Origin of the sequence: Sphingobium sp. PNB (assembly GCF_019873065.1) — a bacterium.
GTDB classification, from domain to species: domain Bacteria; phylum Pseudomonadota; class Alphaproteobacteria; order Sphingomonadales; family Sphingomonadaceae; genus Sphingobium; species Sphingobium fuliginis.
Map to the genome: position 1 here is coordinate 1 of NZ_JAINEZ010000020.1, position 16,529 is coordinate 16,529.

The following is a 16,529-nucleotide window of genomic DNA, read 5'->3' on the forward strand; positions in this document are numbered from 1 at the left end:
TTCATCGTCTTTCGCTCCTCCCAGCCAGGGAGATTACGGCGAAAAACTCTAACTCCAAGCGATCCAGTTTTCCGGGATCAGATCACCACAGGTCCACCACCCTGCCGGTAAATTCGCCACCATTGTCGGCAAATAGATATCGTGGCGCTCCCCGCTGACGCACCAGCCGATTGAGCACCTCGGCAACATGCTCGCCGCGAAGCCGTTGCCCGACCTCGATGGCAAGCGCTTCGCGGCTGAAAATGTCGACGACTGTCAACATCCGGAACTTTTCTCCGCCGCTGAGCTGGTCGTGGACGAAGTCCAGGCTCCACGCCTCGTTGGGCCGCTGCGGCCTGCACCGCGCTTCGCGATGGACCAGCATCTTGCGCCGGCGCGGCTGTTTCGTACGCAAAACCAAGCCTTCCTCGCGGTACAAGCGATAGACGACGTTGCGCCCGACCGACCAGCCTTCACGCTTCAGCATCACATGGACCCGCCGATAGCCATAGCGGATTCGCGTCGCCACGATCTCATGCATCCGCTGACGAACTGCGGTGCGCGGATCCCGCGTACTCGGCTTGCGCTGCGTTGAACGATGTTGCTGCGTCAACCGACAGGCTCGGCGCTGGCTGTAGCCGTGGGACGCCACGACGTAGTCTACAACCTGTTTCATGAGCGCTGGCCTGGAAACTTTTTTGATAGCACATCCTGAAGGACCGCCTTGTCCAGGCTCAATTCCGCGACCAACCTCTTCAGCCGCGCATTCTCCTCAACCACCTGCTTGAGCTCACGGACCTGATCCGATTCCAGGCCGGCATACTGCTTCTTCCAACGGTAAAACGTCTGCTCGGTGATCCCAACCCGGCGGATCAAATCCGCTATCGGCATGCCCAGCTCGGCCTGCTTCAAGACCGCTACGATCTGCTCTGTGGAAAACCTTTGCCTCTTCATCGACGTATCTCCCTCAAATGGAAAATGCGCCGGAAAAACTAACTTTGCGTGTGGACCACTTTCCCCATGTCACCTCAACTAGGAGCAGGAACGCCTTCACCTCCTGCATGCCCGGCGATATCGGCACGCAGACGACCTTCACCGTCCTGTCCGATATCCTGTCGGGCTCGCCCGGTGCGCTGGCCGATGGTGGCACCTGCCTTAATATGGACGCGGCGACCTTCGAACTGATCCGTGCCCCCTTTGCCGATAGGCTGAAGGAGGATAATTTCTCCTGGCGTGTGGGCGTCAATTGCAAGCCGAGCCGGAACGTGCTGATTTATGTGCTGGCCTCGCGCGGCTACAAGTCGGGCGGTTTCCCGACCGTCCCCGCATCTACCACCGGGCAGTTCGCGCCGGTGACGCAGGAATCGGTGACCGCCTATGAGGTCGGCGCCAAGATCACCGCGCTTGACCGGGCGTTGCAGGTCAATCTTGCCGGTTTCCACTATATCTATCGCGACAAGCAGGTGCGCGGCCTGATCGTCGATCCCATTTTCAACCAGTTGGAGCAACTGGTGAACATTCCCAAGGCGCGGATCAACGGTTTCGAGCTGGAGATCACCGCCCGCCCGACCGAGGGCCTCACCTTCCGCAATGCGGTCGCCTATGTCGATTCCAAGGTTCTCACCTTCACCGGCATCAATAATGAGCGCGTGCTGGCCGATTATGCGGGGTCGGCGCTGCCCTTCTCGCCCAAATGGCACATCGTCTCGGACGTCGATTACAGCTTTCCGCTGACCGAAAGGCTGGGCGCATTCGTCGGCGCCAACATGCTGCTCAACAGCAAGACCAGTTCGACGCTGGGCAACGCGCCTGCCTCCGTCATCCAGAGCTTCGCGACGCTCGATCTGCGCGCCGGGGTCAAGGGGCTGGACGACCGCTGGAGCTTCAGCATCTGGGGCCGCAACGTCACCAACAGCTATTATTGGACCAACCAGTTCGTCACTCAGGACGTGGTCGTGCGTTACGCGGCCAAGCCCATCACCTATGGCGCGACGCTGAAGTTCAAGTTTGACTGATCCTGCCATCCTCTGTGGGATACTGGGCCGCAGCCGGATATCAGGGCTGCGGCCTTTTCTTCGGGACGCGTCCCCGCATCCATTTGCCTTTCGCGCCACGCCTCTGCATTATGGCCCGGACGGGACAGTCCCGGCGAGGGAGGGGTATAGCGTGCAAACCGGCTTGTCGGCGTGGATTCTGGCGATCGTGAAGGCGCTGGAGGATGCGGGCGTCGATCCGGGCGCGCTGATGCGCGGTATCGACATGGACGCCAGCCGCGTCGGCGATCTTGCCCATCGCTATTCGCAGGATCAGGTGACGAGCCTGTGGATCGCCGCGGTCGATGCGACCGGCGATCCCAATTTCGGATTGAAGGTCGCGCGCCATATCCGCCCGTCGACCTTTCATGTCGTGGGCTATGCCATGTCGTGCAGCGCGACCCTGCGCCGTGCCGCCGAACGCTTTTCCCATTCCGCCCGGCTGATCTCGGATTCGGCGGCGGTGTCGTTCCAGCGCGAGGAGGAAGGCTATCGGCTGACGGTCGACCTCAACACCGGCGGCCGCCAGCCGATCTACCAGACGATCGACACGATGCTCGCCGGCTTCTTCCTGCTGTGCGAATGGATATTGTCGGCGCCGATCACACCGATCGAAGTGAGTTTCCGCCATCGCAAGCCTGCCGATGACCAAGCCTATCGCGATGTCTTCCGCTGTCCGATCCGCTACGGCCAGCCGATCAACAGCATCCTTTTTCCGGGAGAGGTGCTGGAACGGCCCGTCCCGTCCGCGAACGAGGAACTGGCGACGATGCTGGATGAGATGGCGGCCAAATATCTCGCCTTCCGGTTTGCCAGCCGCTTTTCCCGCAAAGTGCGCGACGCGCTGATCGGACAGCTGCCCAATGGTGAGCCCAGCAAGCAGGAGACAGCGCGCCTGCTCGCTATGACGGAACGGACCCTGCTGCGCCGCCTGCGGGAGGAGAATACGACCTTTCAGGAGGTGCTCGACCGACTGCGCGAGGAATTGGCCTATGATTATCTGCGCCGGCCAGATTTGACCGTCGAGAATATCGCCTATCTGCTGGGCTTTTCCAGCAGCAGCACCTTTTCCCGCGCCTTCATGCGCTGGACCGCGCAGCGGCCGAGCGTGTGGCGGGAAGGGCGGTCGATCGAAGACCGCAGCCTGGCCGAAGACTGATCGACCCGCCGACTTTGGCACGATAAGCCGGGTCGCGGCACCCTGGGCCATCGTGACGGCCGGCGCGATCGCCTATTCTGGCGGAAACCGGCCAGTGACCGGAAAGCCAGGAGTGGGGATCTGTGACGGCATCCAGTGTACGCAGCGCGGCTGTCGATCATCTGTCCCCGGACATGGAGGTACGGGAAGCCTATCGGGTCGCACCTGCTCCCAACCCCATGCGCTATGTGCGGTTCTGCCTATGGATGGGGCCGGCGCTGCTTGTCCTCCTGATCATCTTCTTCGCGCTGCTCGGCCACAATGTTCCGCCCTATTCGGCGGCGCTTTCGGCCGACGAGATTGCGGCGCATTTTCGCCAGCATACCACGTCAGCGCGGATCGGCATGATCGGCATGATGGTTTCGGGCGTCCTCTATCTCGTCTGGGGCATGGGCATTACGAAGGTGATGGAGGCGGCCGAGCGGGACAATGACGTGCTTTCCCGCCTGCAACTGTGGGGCGCGGGTTTCACGACATTGGTGTTGGTCTTTCCGCCCGCCTTCTGGCTGACCGCCGCCTTCCGGCCCGAGGCGGATCCCGCGATCCTGATGACGCTTTACGACACCGGATGGATCATGTTCGACATGGCCTTTTCGCTGACGATGCTCCAGATCACGGCCTTCGCCATCTGTTTCCTCAACGACTGGCGCGCCGTGCCACTGATCCCCAAGCCGGTGTGCTGGTTCGCGATCTGGGTGGCGATCGCGTTCATGGGTTTCTGCTTCCTGCCCTTCTTCCGCGATGGTCCCTTCTCGCGCAGCGGCTTCTTCAACTATTGGGTGGAATTCTCCCTCTTCTTCTGGGCGATGCTGATCCTGTCGATCTTCACGCTGCGCGCCCTCACCCGGTTGCAACGCGATCATGCGGATGGGTGAGGCCGCAACGCGCCGCCCGACCGCCGTTCCTGGCATCTTGACCTTCATCGCGGCGGATACGGCCAATTTCATCCTGTTCTTCGGCTATTTCATGGTCGAGCGCATGGCGCAGCCTGCTCTGTTCGCGCGGTCGGCGGCGATGCTCGATATCCGGCTGGGGCTGCTCAACACGCTCATCCTGATCACCAGCGGCTGGCTGGTGGCGCTGGCGGTGGAAGCGGCGCGGGCGGGGGAGATGAATAGGGTGTGCCGCCGCCTGCTGTGCGCCATCGCTGTCGGCCTGGGCTTTGGCGTCGTCAAGACCATCGAATATGCCGACAAGATCGCGCAGGGCCTGACGCCGCAGACCGACGCCTTCTTCACCTTCTACTATGTCTTCACGGGCATCCATCTGCTCCATTACGGTATCGGCATCGCCCTGCTGGTCGCGACGCTTGTCCGAGCGCGGGCCGAGCGGGTCGGAGCCGGCTTCATGGGCTGGATCGAATCCTGCGCGCTGTTCTGGCACATGGTCGACCTGCTGTGGGTGTTCCTGTTCGCGATGCTCTATTTGCAGGGCGCACGATGACGCGGCCGTCCAGGCAGACGGCGATCTGGGCGCTGCTGATGCTGGCAACGCTGGCAGGGTTCGGCGGCGCTGGCGCGGCGGGATGGGGCTTTGCGCTGGTGATGCTGGCTGCGACGGTCAAGGCGCAGCTGATCGTGCGCCATTATATGGAGTTGCGCATCGCCCCGCTGGCCTGGCGACTGGTCTTCGACGGCCTGGTGGGGGTGAGCGGGGCGATCATCCTGGGGCTGCATTTCCTGGCATGAGGCGATGGGGGCCGCACGAGAGATGCGCGGCGGCCACCCATGGCTAATCCGCCGTCGACAGCGCCAGTTCGATGCCCTTGATCGACGTGCCCGTGCTCCAGCCGCCGTCGACCAGCAAGGTCTGGCCGGTGACATAGCTTGCATCGTCGCTCGCCATGAAATGGACGGCGGCGGCCAGTTCTTCGGGGCGGCCGATCCGGCCGAGCAGGGTGAAGACATTGGCGTTGCGTGTCACCATGTCGGGCGCTTCGTCCATCGCCAGCGGCGTGTCGATGATGCCGGGCGCGATGCAGTTCACGCGGATGCCGCGCGGGCCATATTCGACCGCGGCGGTCTGGGTCAGCGAGATGATCCCGGCCTTGGTCGCGGCATATTCACCCCATTGCAGGAAGCCGCGCACCGCCGTGATCGACGAGATGTTGACGATCGATCCGCCAGCGGTCATTCGCGCCGCCGCGTGCCTGATGCCCATCTGCACGCCCAATATATGGACGCGCCAGAAACGCTGCGATCGCGCCTCGTCCGCGTCCGCGATCGGCGCGGCGGCGGCGATGCCGGCATTATTGACCAATATGTCGAGCTTGCCGAAGCGCGCCACCGCGTCCTCGCACAGCGCCTCCATCTCGCCGGGCTGGCCGACATCGGTGCGGCGGAAGGCGCAGCCCCATTCATGGGCAAGCGCTTCGGCGTTGGGGCTGATGTCCGCCACCAGCACGTCGGCGCCCGCCGCGCGAAACCGCTGGGCGATGGCGGCGCCGATGCCCGATCCCGCGCCGGTGACGATCGCGGCCTTGCCAGTGAGGTCGAACATCAATGAAACTCCACTTCGACGGGCGCCTGAAGGCCCAATTGCCGCATCAGTGCGGCGGTGTCCCAAAGACTGCGTTCCAGTACGATCTTGCCATCCTTGAAGGCGTGGATGGTCATGCCCTGCACCAGGGTGGTCTTGCCCGTCGAGGGAAGGCCCAGGAAGTCGGAACTGTGATGGATCTCCCACGTCCATTCCAGGCAGCCGCCCTTTTCGTCGCCATGATAGCGGGTGGCGTTAAAATAATGTCTGGACTTGTCGGGATCGGCATTTTCGAAGGTCGTGAACCAGCGGCGCAGCTTTTCGCGATCATTGTCGATGCGGACGCCGAAGTTCAAATCCTCATATTCAAATTCTTCGGGATAATTGGCCATCAGCTCTTCCAGCCGATTGTCGAACTGTTCCAGCCAGTCCTGTTCCCATTCCAGGTTCATGTCGTCCCTCCGCGATCGCAAAAAAGGGACCCGGCGCGATGCCGGGTCCCAGGGAGAGGTTTCAGAAATCGACGCGTGCTTCTAGGCCATAACTGCGGGTCGGACCGCGATAGTTGACGGTGAAGACCGACAGCAAAGGCACGACTTCCTGATAATATTTCCTGTTGGTGAGATTGTCGCCATAGGCCGAGATTTCCCAGCCATGCGCGCTCTTGAGCGACAGGCGGGCCTTCAGCAGGGTCAGCGGGTTGCGCTTCGTGCCCGCGAAATTGTCGACGTCCCACCAGATGGAGCCATAGCGGTTCATCTCGACCCGTGGTACCAGCCGCAAGTCGTCGGTCAGGTCGATATTCTGGCTGGCGCCCAGGTTCAGCGTATATTTGAACGCGCCCGGCGCAACATTGCCGACCGCCGCCGGGTTACCGGCAAAGGCCGCAACCCGCCCGTGCGTATAGCCGTAGCCGCCGAACAGATGGAGGCCCATCGGCAGCATTGCGTCGAAGTCCACGTCGAAGCCCTTGAGCTTGACTTTGTCGATGCTGACCGTCGTTTGCAGGCCGGCGGACGGCTGGAACTGGAACTGCTGCGCGCCGGAAATGTCGGTTTTGAAGACGGCGGCGTTGATCGACAGGCGACGATTGAAGAAGCGGGCCTTCGCGCCGATCTCGTAGGAGGTGGAGACTTCCTTGTTATAGCCGTCCTGCACATAGATATTGGCCGCATTGCCGCCGGCCGCGTCGATCAGCGCCTGGCGCGAACCGATCGGGTTGAAGCCGCCCGACTTGAAGCCCTTGCCGTAGCTGGCATAGACGCTGGCGGTCGGCGCCAGGTCGTAGGACAGGCTGGCCTTGGGCTGGAACTGCTTGAAGGTCCGCGACAATTTGCAGGTGTCGAATGCCTGTCCCTGCGCCACGCAATTATTATAGCTGACGCCGGTCAGCGGATTGATCGCGGGGGAGGCGGCTTCGCGGATCGACCGCTTTTCCGTGTCGTAGCGTCCGGCCAGGTTGATATGGAACTGGTCGGTCAGGTCGAACTGCACGCTGGCGAACGGCGCGTAGCTGGTCGTGCGATACAGCGGATTGCTGAAGGAAACCGTGGTCGCCGGGTCGATCGTGTCGCGATCGGCGGGAAGCGAGCCATTGGTGTCCAGGCCGATCTTGCTGGTCTGGTCGCGTTCGAACCGCAGGATGTAGAATCCGAGCTGCCAGCGGAAGCGATTGGCGCTGTCCGATGTCAGGCGCACTTCCTGCGAATAATTGGTGTCGGAATAGGTATATTGCTGCACGGTGCCCCCGCCTGCGAGGCCGGTGTCCTGCGGAATATAGGGCGGGCTGTCGCTGCCGAAATATTGGTTCAGATGGTTGTAGCTGGAGATGGACGTGAACTTCGCCCAGCCCATGTCATATTCCGCCTTGAAGGTGGCATCGATGAACTTTTCGCTGAACGCGCCGGTGACGTTGGAGACGAACGGCATGTCGGTATTGTTCGCGTCCAGCGCAGTGCCGGGGAAGCCACCGATCGGCAGGCCGACAAACTGCGCATTATAGGCGCTGCCGCCCCCCTTGGACCGGAGCGCCGTGACCTTGAGGTCGGCGGTGAACGGCCCGTCATTGTCATAGACCAGCCGGGCGCGGCCGCTGCTGTTCTGGAACCGCTGCACCTTCTCCCCCGTGGTGATGTTGGTGAAGGGACCGTCGGTGTCGCGGAACGCGCCGGCGACGCTGAAGCCGAAGCCCGGCGCGAGCGGGCCGCTGACCGATGCGCTGGCGCGGGCGGTGTTGAAATTGCCATAGGCGGCGACGACATTCCCCTCGAACGTGTCGCCCGGCTTCTTGGTGGTGATGACGATGGCGCCGGCAGCCGCGTTGCGGCCGTAAAGGGCGCTCTGCGGTCCTTTCAGCACTTCGATCTGCTGGATGCCGAACAGATCCTGGTTGAACGGCTTGACGCTCGACAGGGTGACGCCGTCGATGACGATCGCGACGTTCGGGTCGGAATTGCGCACCGACGTCTGGCCGCGGATGTTGATATAGGCTTCGCCCGCATTATCCTCGACGAAGGTGACGTTGGGGGTGGAAGCCAGGAAATCGGCAGGGCGGGTGATGCCCCGTTCCGCGATCGCCGCTTCCGTGACGACGCTGACGGAGATCGGCACCTTGACCAAATTCTCGTTGCGCTTGGTCGCGGTGACGACAATCTCTTCGAGCGTATTGCCGCGCTGCGGTGGTTGCTCGGGCGCGGGCTCCTGAGCCATCGCCGGCAGGGCAAGACCCGCCGACAGGATAAGGCTCATAAGCGGTAAATGGGTGATGGCCTTCAAAACATCTCTCCTTCCCTGATCATGCGTTGCCGATTGTCTCGGCTTCTGTTGGACGTGAATTCAGAGTGGCCCCTTAAAGACGCCGATATGGTGTCGAAGAAAATGCCCCAGCGTGACAAGGCATGACCTAGCGGGACAATAGATTACAAGCGGCAATCGCGGATTTCCGCCATTTTGCGATGCAGCATAAGCGGCGCTGGCGCGAAATTGCCCAGATTTTGGCACGAAAAGCAAATCGCATGCGCGCTTGGCCATGGCTGCTTTTTGGAGCAGCATTATCAATCAGGTCATGGGCGCGCCGCATAAGTTGCCCGACAGACGCGCAAGCAGGCGCGCCGCAGAGGAGAGAGCAGATGAACAAGGATTGGGCGCAATATTGGATCGGCCTGTTCGCCGACGGTACAGACGAGCTGATGACGCTCTACAATCCGCAGTTCCAGTTCGAGGATGTCAATTTCGACCTTCGGATCAACAATGATCTCCCGGCGCTGCGCAAATTCTTCGAAGGCTTCATCATCGAGGACCCGACCCAGAGCTATAACAGGTTCGACGTGTTCGACTATGTCGGCGACAACCGGCTGGGGTCCTTCCAATGGACCTGGGAAACCAAGCATGCCGGCGATTTCCTGGGCGTGCCCGCCAAGGGCAAGATCACCAAGACCCGCGGCGTCACGGTCATGGGCTGGGACGAGAATGGCAAGATCGTGCTGGAGCGCAGCATCTGGGATGCGGTTCCGGTCTTCCAGCAACTGGGCGTCATCCCGGCGTTCGACACGGCTCAGGCTTGAAAGCGCAATGACCTATAATCCCCTGGACCCGGCGGTCACCGCCAATCCCTATCCGCATTATGCCCAGCTGCGGGCCGAAGAGCCGGTCAAATGGCTGGACATGATGCAGGGCTTCGCCATTTCCCGCTGGGACGATGTCGAGGAAGTGCTGAGCGACGGCAAGACTTTCTCCTCCGCGCAATTCTGGCCGGCGTTGCTCGGCGAATATGATCCGGTGCCCGAAGTGCAGCCGATGATCTCGCTCGACCCGCCGGGCCATGTCCGCATCCGCAAGCTCGCCAACAAGGCGTTCGTGCCGAGCCGGGTGGGCGCTTTGCAGGATCGTATTCGCAGCGTGACGCACGAGTTGATCGACGACATCTTTGCCAAACATGGCAGCGAAGGCGAGTTCGATTTCGTCTGGGAGTTTTCCGGGCTGTTCCCGGTCAGCGTGATTGCCGAAGTGCTGGGCGTGGACATTGCCCGCCGGGTGGATTTCAAGACGTGGGTCGATGATCTGCTCGCGGCGGGCAACCGCGCGGCCTATGGCCCCGAACGCCTTGCCGAGATCGAGCGCAGTTCGAAGGCGATCCGCGCCTATTTCGAGCAGGTCTATGACGAACGGTCGGCCAATCCCGGCGACGACCTGATCAGCGGCTTCATCCAGGCGGAGGTCAATGGCGAGCGCCTGACCCGCAGCGAAGTGCTGAACATGGCGATATTGCTGCTGATCGGCGGGGTCGAAACGACCACCAACCTGCTGGGCATCACCTTCGCGCATCTGAAGACCCATCCCGATATCGCCGCCGCCATCTGGGCCGATTCCGAGAAGATTCCGGTTCTGCTGGAGGAAATGCTGCGCTTCGACGGGCCGGTGCAGATGCTGTTCCGGCACACGACCTGCGACACCGAGCTGGCGGGGGTCGCCATCCCCAAGGGGTCGCTGGTGCTACCGCTGCTGGGTTCGGCCAATCATGACGAGCGCAAGTTCGACCGATCCGAGGAATTGGTGCTGGACCGCAACCCCAAGGAGATCATGTCCTTCGGGCAGGGGCCGCATTTCTGCCTTGGCTCCTATCTGTCGCGCATGGAGGCGAAGAGCGCGCTGGAGATATTGACTGCGCGCTTTGAAAGTATCGAGGCGATCGGCGACACGGTCAAATGGTCCGATTCCTATTTCGCGCGCGGCCCCAAGACGCTGCCGGTCAGGTTCAAGGCCCGATGAGCGGCGATCCTTCGGCTGCCGGTGCGCCCTTGACCCCATTGATCGACCAGTTCCGCGCCATTTTAGGCGAGGGCGGCGTGCTGACTGGCGAGGACGTTTCCGGCCGCCATCCCGGCTATTTCATGGCGCGGATCGAGGCGGACGTGCTGTTGCGTCCCGAAACCACCGAGCAGGTGTCGCAGGTCATGGCATTGTGCCATGCGGCCGGTCAGCCGGTGGTGATCCAGGGCGGCATGTCCGGCTGGGTCCGCGCGACCCAGACGCGGCCGGGCGAGGTCATATTGTCGCTAGAACGGATGAACCGGATCGAGAGCGTCGATCCCGCCAACCGCACCGCCATCGTCCAGGCGGGCGTGATCCTGGAGCAGTTTCAGGATCATCTGGAAGCCCATGGCCTCAGCTTTCCGCTGGACCTGGGCGGACGGGGATCGTGCCAGCTCGGCGGCAATGCGGCGACCAATGCGGGCGGGATGCGCGTCATCCGCTACGGTATGATGCGAGAGCAGGTTCTTGGCATGGAAGTGGTGCTGGCCGATGGCCGGGTGCTGTGTTCCATGAACCAGATGATCAAGAATAATACAGGCTATGACCTGAAGCAGCTGTTCATCGGCAGCGAGGGGACGCTGGGCGTCATCACCCGCCTGGTCCTGCGCCTGCGGGAGCGGCCGGTCAGCAGCAATACCGCTTTGGTCTGCGCCGACAGTTTCGATCGCATCGCCAAATTGCTGCGCCATGTCGACGGCGCGCTCGGTGGCCTGCTGAGTGCGTTCGAGCTGGTCGACAACAGTTTCTACCGCGTCAACACCGGGGAGGGGCGCCACGCCGCGCCGCTCGGGTCTGACAAGCCCTATTATGCGATGATCGAGGCGCTGGGTTCCGACCATGAGCGCGACCGCGACCTGTTCGAGGCGGTGCTGGCAGACGCTGCGGAAAAAGGGCTGTTCGACGACGCCATCGTCGCACGGTCGGAAAAGGATCGCGCTGCGATCTGGGGCATAAGGGAGGATCTGGAACATATCGTCCATGACTTCCAGCCTTTCTACGCCTTCGACGTCAGCCTGCCAGTCGGCGCAATGGAAGCCTATATGGGCGAGGTCAGGCGCCGGTTGAAGGCGATCTGGCCCGATGGCGGCATCGCATTTCTGGGCCATGTCGGCGACGGCAATCTGCACATCGCCATCGGCGCGGGAACGTCCGAGGACCGGGAGCAGGTGGAAACCTGCGTCTATGAACCGCTCCGTCCGATCGGGGGGTCGGTGTCCGCCGAACATGGCATCGGTCTGGAAAAGAAGCCCTGGTTGCCGATCACGCGGAACCCGTTGGAGCGCGGTTTGATGCGCGACATCAAGAAACTGCTGGACCCCAAGGGCATCCTCAATCCGGGCAAGATCTTCGCCGAGGAAAAAGGATGAGCGCGGCCGTCCATGTCGGTCGGGAAGAGCCGAACGTCACCGGCTGTCACCTTTTGCCCGGATATGGCGTCGCTCGCCCTGCTGTGTTGGGGCAGGATGCGCTAGGACAGGATGCACAGACCCCGATGTATGACGGGGCAAGGGAGCGGATATGATGAAAGTGGGTGAAATGTCGGAGCTGACGGCAGACAAGCCGCTCCGCGCGTCGCTGGGATCGGAAAAGATCCTGATCTTTTTGGTGAAGGGTACGCCCGTCGCCACCCAGGCGCGCTGCCCGCACGCGCAGGGGCCGCTGCATCAGGGCGAATTGTGCGGCACGGTGCTGACCTGTCCCTGGCACGGCTGGAGCTTCGACCTGGTCACGGGCGAATGTGAGGAAGATCCCGACCTTCTGATCAAGCGGTACGACGTGACGGTGGAGGGTAACGACATCCTCGTTTCCCAGGTTTCGGCATGACATGACCGATCCGTCGTTCGATCCTGCGCCCGGAACCCTGGCCCTGCACGGCTATCCGGTCAGCAATTATTTCAACGCGGCGCGGGCGGCGCTGATCGAAAAGGGCGCGGCCTTCACGGTCGTCCCGACCCGCGCGGCCCAGGATGACGCGTTTCTGGCGCAGAGCGCGATGGGCAAGATTCCCTATCTGCGGACGGACGAGGGCTGCATCGCCGAAACCGTCGCGATCCTTGAATATATCGAGGAGGCCGTTCCCGGCGTTCCGCTCTATCCGTCCGATGCCTTTGAGCGCGCCCGCGCGCGGCAGGTCATCAATATCGTCCAGCTCTATGTCGAAGCGCCGTTGCGCTCGCTCTTTCCCGGCGTCTTCATGGGGGGTGTCAATGCGCCGGAGACGATCGCCGCCGTCCAGCCGGTCGTCGAGCGCGCGATGCGCGCGCTGGCGCATCTGGTGCGGCCGAACCCCTTCCTGCTGGGGGCCGGGCTGACCCATGCGGACCTGTTCGCCTTCTATACCTTCGACGTGGGCGAACGCGTCATGCAGTTCAGCTACGGCGCCTCGCTGCTCGATTCCATTGCGGGCCTGCGCGACTGGTACGCCATGATGGTGACGCGCCCGTCCAGCCGCACCGTCCTTGCCGATTTTACCCCCGCCTTTGCTGCCTACCTCCGCGACAAGGCGGCTGCCTGGCACGAGCCGGAGCCGAAAGACAATGCCCATGCGTGATGTGAAACTCGACGACAAATATACGGTCGATGACGGCCGGGTGATCATGAGCGGTACCCATGCGCTGATCCGCGTGCCGCTACTGCAAAGGGAGATCGACCAGCGCAACGGCCTTAACACCGGCGGCTTTATCTCGGGCTATCGCGGGTCGCCGCTTGGGTCCTACGACATGGAATTGTGGCGGGCCAAGAAGCTGCTCGAAAGCCATGATATCCTGTTCCAGCCCGGCGTGAACGAGGATCTGGCGGCGACGGCGGTGTGGGGCACGCAGATGCTGGCGACCACGCCGGGCGCGAACAAAGACGGCGTCTTCGCCATCTGGTATGGCAAGGGACCGGGCGTCGACCGTTCGGGCGATCCGTTCAAGCATGGCAATTTCGCGGGAACCCACCCCAACGGCGGCGTGCTGATCGTCGCGGGCGATGATCATTCGGGCAAGTCCTCCACCGTGTCGCATCAGAGCGAGATGGCGCTGATGCACGCGGGCATGCCGATCCTGGCGCCGTCCAATGTGCAGGACGTCATCGACCTGGGCCTGCTGGGCATCGCCATGTCGCGTTATACCGGCCTCTACACCGGCTTCAAGCTGACGAACGAGACGCTGGAGCAGACCATGACGGTCGATGTTCGCGTCGGCGACAACGGCCCGGTCACGCCGGATCGCGGACCGGCCCCGGCCAATGGCTTCCACAATTACCCCACCCATCTCGACCGCATCGCGTCGGAGACGGTGGTCAAGCGCTATCGCTGGCCGCTGATCGAGAAGTTCGTGCGCGCCAACCGTATCGACCGTCTGCTGGTCGACGCGCCCGTCCGCAAGCTGGGCATCGTGTCGACCGGCAAGGCGGTGCAGGACGTGCGCCAGGCGCTCAAGCTGCTCGGGCTGGATGACGCCGACGCGGCGGCCCATGGCATCAGCGTCTACAAGCTGGGCTGCATGTATCCGGTCGAGCGGCAGGGCCTGGCCGAATTTGCCAAGGGTCAGTCCGAACTCCTCTTTATCGAGGAAAAGGATCCGCTGACCGAGAATCAGGCCAAGGCAATCCTCTACGGCGGCCCCGACATGCCGCGCATCGTCGGCAAGCTGGACGAGGACGGTGTCTTCATGATCCCGTCCGACGAGCAGCTGGAACCCGTGCAACTCGCGCTCGTCATCGCCGAACGGCTGCGGCGGCTGGGCGTCGGGGACGCGGCGCTGGCGGAGCGGGCGCAGCGGCTGTCGCGCCAGATGGCGACGGTGGCGGCATTGAAGCCCGCCGATGCGGCGCGATCGCCCTATTTCTGCTCGGGCTGCCCGCACAATACCGGCACCCGCTTTCCCGAAGGATCGATCGCGGCGGGCGGCATCGGCTGCCACGCCATGGCGATGTATTCGGGGCCGGAGATGATGCCCAACGCCCAGATGGGCGGCGAGGGCGCGCATTGGTACAGCCTCGCCTACTTCAGCGACATGAACCATATTTTTCAGAATATGGGCGACGGCACCTATTATCATAGCGGCCTGCTCGCGGTGCGGGGCGCGGTGGCGGCCAAGGTCAACATGACCTTTAAGATCCTGTTCAACGATGCCGTCGCCATGACCGGCGGCCAGCCGGTCGACGGCCCGCTGACGCCGGGCGACATCACGCGGCAGGTGCTGGCCGAAGGCGCGGGGCGCTGCGTCGTCGTGACCGACCGGCCCGACCTTTACGGCGCGCATAGTGGGCTGGGCGAGGGGGTGACGGTCCACCATCGCGACACTTATGATGCGGTCCAAAAGCAATTGCGCGACGTTCCGGGCGTCACCGTCATCGTCTATGAACAGACCTGCGCGGCAGAAAAGCGCCGCCGCCGCAAGCGCGGCAAATTCCCCGATCCGGCCAAGCGGATGTTCATCAACGCGGCGGTGTGCGAAGGGTGCGGCGACTGTTCGGTCCAGTCCAATTGCGTCAGCGTCTGGCCCAAGGAAACCGAACTGGGCCGCAAGCGCCAGATCGATCAGTCCAACTGCAACAAGGACTATAGCTGCGTGAAGGGCTTCTGCCCGAGCTTCGTCACCGTACTCGACGCCGAACCGCGCAAGCCGAAGAAGGCGCAACTGGACGGCGAGGCCGACATGGCGCTGCCTGATCCGACCATCGTGCCGCTGCATGACGGCGCCTATAATATCATGATCTCCGGTATCGGCGGTACCGGCGTCGTCACCATCGGCGCGCTGCTCGCCATGGCCGCGCATCTGGAGGGCAAGTCGACATCGGTGTTCGACATGACCGGCCTCAGCCAGAAAAATGGCGCGGTGTTCAGCCATTTGCGCATCGCGGCAGATAATGACGATCTGGGCGCGCAGAAGCTGGGCATTGGAGAGGCGGACCTGGCGCTGGCGTTCGACGCGGTCGCAGGCCTTGCCAAGGAGCCGGCGATGACGCTGTCGGCCGAGCGGACGAAGACGGTCGTCAACGCCCGCATCACGCCGACACCGGCCTTCCAGCGCAATCCCGACCTGACGCTGGATCAGGGTCTGCTCGTCCATCGGCTCAAGGCGCTGTCGGTCGATCTCCATGGGGTCGATGCCACTGGCCTTGGTCTCGCCTTGCTGGGGGACACGATCGCGGCCAACCTGTTCATGCTGGGCTATGCCTGCCAGCTTGGTCTGCTGCCGGTCTCTCCGCAAGCCATCGAGCGCGCGGTGGAGATTAACGGCGTTGCCATCCCCTTCAACAAGGCCGCCTTCGCGCTTGGGCGCTTGCAGGCGGTCGACCCCGCCCGCATCGAAAAGGCGGTGGTGGCCCATGTGCAGGAATTGGATTTCACGCCGCTCACCAGCCTTGAGGACATTGTTGCGCATCGCACGCAACTGCTGACCGATTATCAGAATGCGGCCTGGGCGCAGCGCTATCGGGATCTGGTCGATATCGTGGTGAAGGCGGAATCGATCGCCACGCCCGGCAAGGACGGCCTGTCCGTCATGGTCGCGCGTAACTTCGCCAAGCTCATGGCCTATAAGGACGAATATGAGGTCGCCCGGCTGCACGCCGACCCGGCGTTCAAGCAGCAGTTGAAGGATGCGTTCGAGGATGGCGCGAAGCTGCGCTACAATCTCGCCCCGCCGCTCTTTTCGAAGCGCGATGCGGATGGGCATCTGATCAAGCGCGAGTTCGGGCCGTGGATGGACAAGGCGTTCGCTTTCCTCGCCCGCTTCAAGGGGCTGCGCGGCACCGCCTTCGACATTTTCGGCTATACGCAGGAGCGCAAGATGGAGCGCGGCCTGATCGACCATTATGAAGCGCAGATGCAGATGGTCGCGGCTAGGTTGACGCCTGCCAATCATGCCGCGGCGGTCGAGCTGGCCTCGCTGCCGGCGCAGATCCGTGGCTACGGCCATGTGAAGGAGGCCAATGTCGAAAAGGTCCGGGTACTCGAACCGATGGTCGTCAAGAAATTCGAGGATGCCGTCATCCTCGCCGCCGGCGCGCCCGCGCCGCTGCTCCAGAACGCCTGA

The 16,529-nt window shown here is 62.8% G+C and carries 14 protein-coding genes and 1 pseudogene; 11 read left to right on the forward strand and 4 right to left on the reverse strand.

The window, feature by feature from the left end; all coding sequences use genetic code 11:
- Window positions 1-85: 85 nt before the first annotated feature.
- A pseudogene (locus K7W03_RS09160) lies at window positions 86-933 on the reverse strand (IS3 family transposase); the annotation flags it as partial.
- 107 nt (window positions 934-1,040) lie between these two features.
- Here K7W03_RS09160 and K7W03_RS09170 point away from each other — a divergent pair.
- From K7W03_RS09170 to K7W03_RS09190, 5 genes are all read left to right on the forward strand, one after another.
- The gene (locus tag K7W03_RS09170) at window positions 1,041-1,994 is read left to right on the forward strand and encodes a TonB-dependent receptor (protein ID WP_226869960.1); all 954 of its coding nucleotides are present in this window, start codon (window positions 1,041-1,043) and stop codon (window positions 1,992-1,994) included.
- 151 nt (window positions 1,995-2,145) lie between these two features.
- Window positions 2,146-3,171: an AraC family transcriptional regulator gene (locus tag K7W03_RS09175; RefSeq protein WP_176597917.1), complete on the forward strand. Its 1,026-nt coding sequence runs from the start codon at window positions 2,146-2,148 to the stop codon at window positions 3,169-3,171.
- Between the two features lie 122 nt (window positions 3,172-3,293).
- Window positions 3,294-4,085: a hypothetical protein gene (locus K7W03_RS09180; RefSeq protein ID WP_176597918.1), complete on the forward strand. Its 792-nt coding sequence runs from the start codon at window positions 3,294-3,296 to the stop codon at window positions 4,083-4,085.
- Complete coding sequence (locus tag K7W03_RS09185) at window positions 4,078-4,653, forward strand: cytochrome c oxidase subunit 3 (RefSeq protein WP_226869962.1); 576 nt, start codon at window positions 4,078-4,080, stop codon at window positions 4,651-4,653. Before K7W03_RS09180 ends, K7W03_RS09185 begins: the two co-directional genes overlap by 8 nt.
- Window positions 4,650-4,898, forward strand: coding sequence for a cytochrome C oxidase subunit IV family protein (locus tag K7W03_RS09190; protein WP_176597919.1), 249 nt, complete (start codon window positions 4,650-4,652; stop codon window positions 4,896-4,898). Before K7W03_RS09185 ends, K7W03_RS09190 begins: the two co-directional genes overlap by 4 nt.
- Window positions 4,899-4,941: 43 nt before the next feature.
- Here K7W03_RS09190 and K7W03_RS09195 read toward each other — a convergent pair whose 3' ends face one another.
- The 3 genes from K7W03_RS09195 to K7W03_RS09205 all read right to left on the reverse strand — a co-directional run bounded on the left by K7W03_RS09195 (window position 4,942) and on the right by K7W03_RS09205 (window position 8,463).
- Window positions 4,942-5,709: an SDR family NAD(P)-dependent oxidoreductase gene (locus K7W03_RS09195; RefSeq protein WP_176597920.1), complete on the reverse strand. Its 768-nt coding sequence runs from the start codon at window positions 5,707-5,709 to the stop codon at window positions 4,942-4,944.
- Window positions 5,709-6,140 (reverse strand): ester cyclase, encoded by a 432-nt coding sequence (locus K7W03_RS09200; protein ID WP_176597921.1) that lies wholly within the window; start codon window positions 6,138-6,140, stop codon window positions 5,709-5,711. The genes K7W03_RS09195 and K7W03_RS09200 overlap by 1 nt, the downstream gene beginning before the upstream one ends.
- 61 nt (window positions 6,141-6,201) lie before the next feature.
- Entirely contained in the window at window positions 6,202-8,463 is a 2,262-nt protein-coding gene (locus K7W03_RS09205) for a TonB-dependent receptor (protein ID WP_222886129.1), read from the reverse strand.
- A gap of 353 nt (window positions 8,464-8,816) precedes the next feature.
- On the opposite strand from K7W03_RS09205, the gene K7W03_RS09210 reads away from it, so the two are divergent.
- The 6 genes from K7W03_RS09210 to K7W03_RS09235 all read left to right on the forward strand — a co-directional run bounded on the left by K7W03_RS09210 (window position 8,817) and on the right by K7W03_RS09235 (window position 16,529).
- A complete protein-coding gene (locus K7W03_RS09210; protein WP_176597923.1) occupies window positions 8,817-9,251 on the forward strand; it encodes an ester cyclase in 435 nt (144 codons plus the stop codon).
- A 7-nt stretch (window positions 9,252-9,258) separates the two neighbouring features.
- Complete coding sequence (locus K7W03_RS09215; protein WP_176597924.1) at window positions 9,259-10,455, forward strand: cytochrome P450; 1,197 nt, start codon at window positions 9,259-9,261, stop codon at window positions 10,453-10,455.
- Entirely contained in the window at window positions 10,452-11,867 is a 1,416-nt protein-coding gene (locus K7W03_RS09220; protein WP_176597925.1) for an FAD-binding oxidoreductase, read from the forward strand. The genes K7W03_RS09215 and K7W03_RS09220 overlap by 4 nt, the downstream gene beginning before the upstream one ends.
- 151 nt (window positions 11,868-12,018) lie before the next feature.
- Entirely contained in the window at window positions 12,019-12,324 is a 306-nt protein-coding gene (locus K7W03_RS09225) for a Rieske (2Fe-2S) protein (protein ID WP_222886130.1), read from the forward strand.
- A gap of 1 nt (window position 12,325) precedes the next feature.
- Complete coding sequence (locus tag K7W03_RS09230) at window positions 12,326-13,051, forward strand: glutathione S-transferase family protein (protein ID WP_222886131.1); 726 nt, start codon at window positions 12,326-12,328, stop codon at window positions 13,049-13,051.
- On the forward strand, window positions 13,044-16,529 hold the full coding sequence (locus K7W03_RS09235; RefSeq protein WP_176597929.1) for an indolepyruvate ferredoxin oxidoreductase family protein: 3,486 nt from the start codon (window positions 13,044-13,046) through the stop codon (window positions 16,527-16,529). Before K7W03_RS09230 ends, K7W03_RS09235 begins: the two co-directional genes overlap by 8 nt.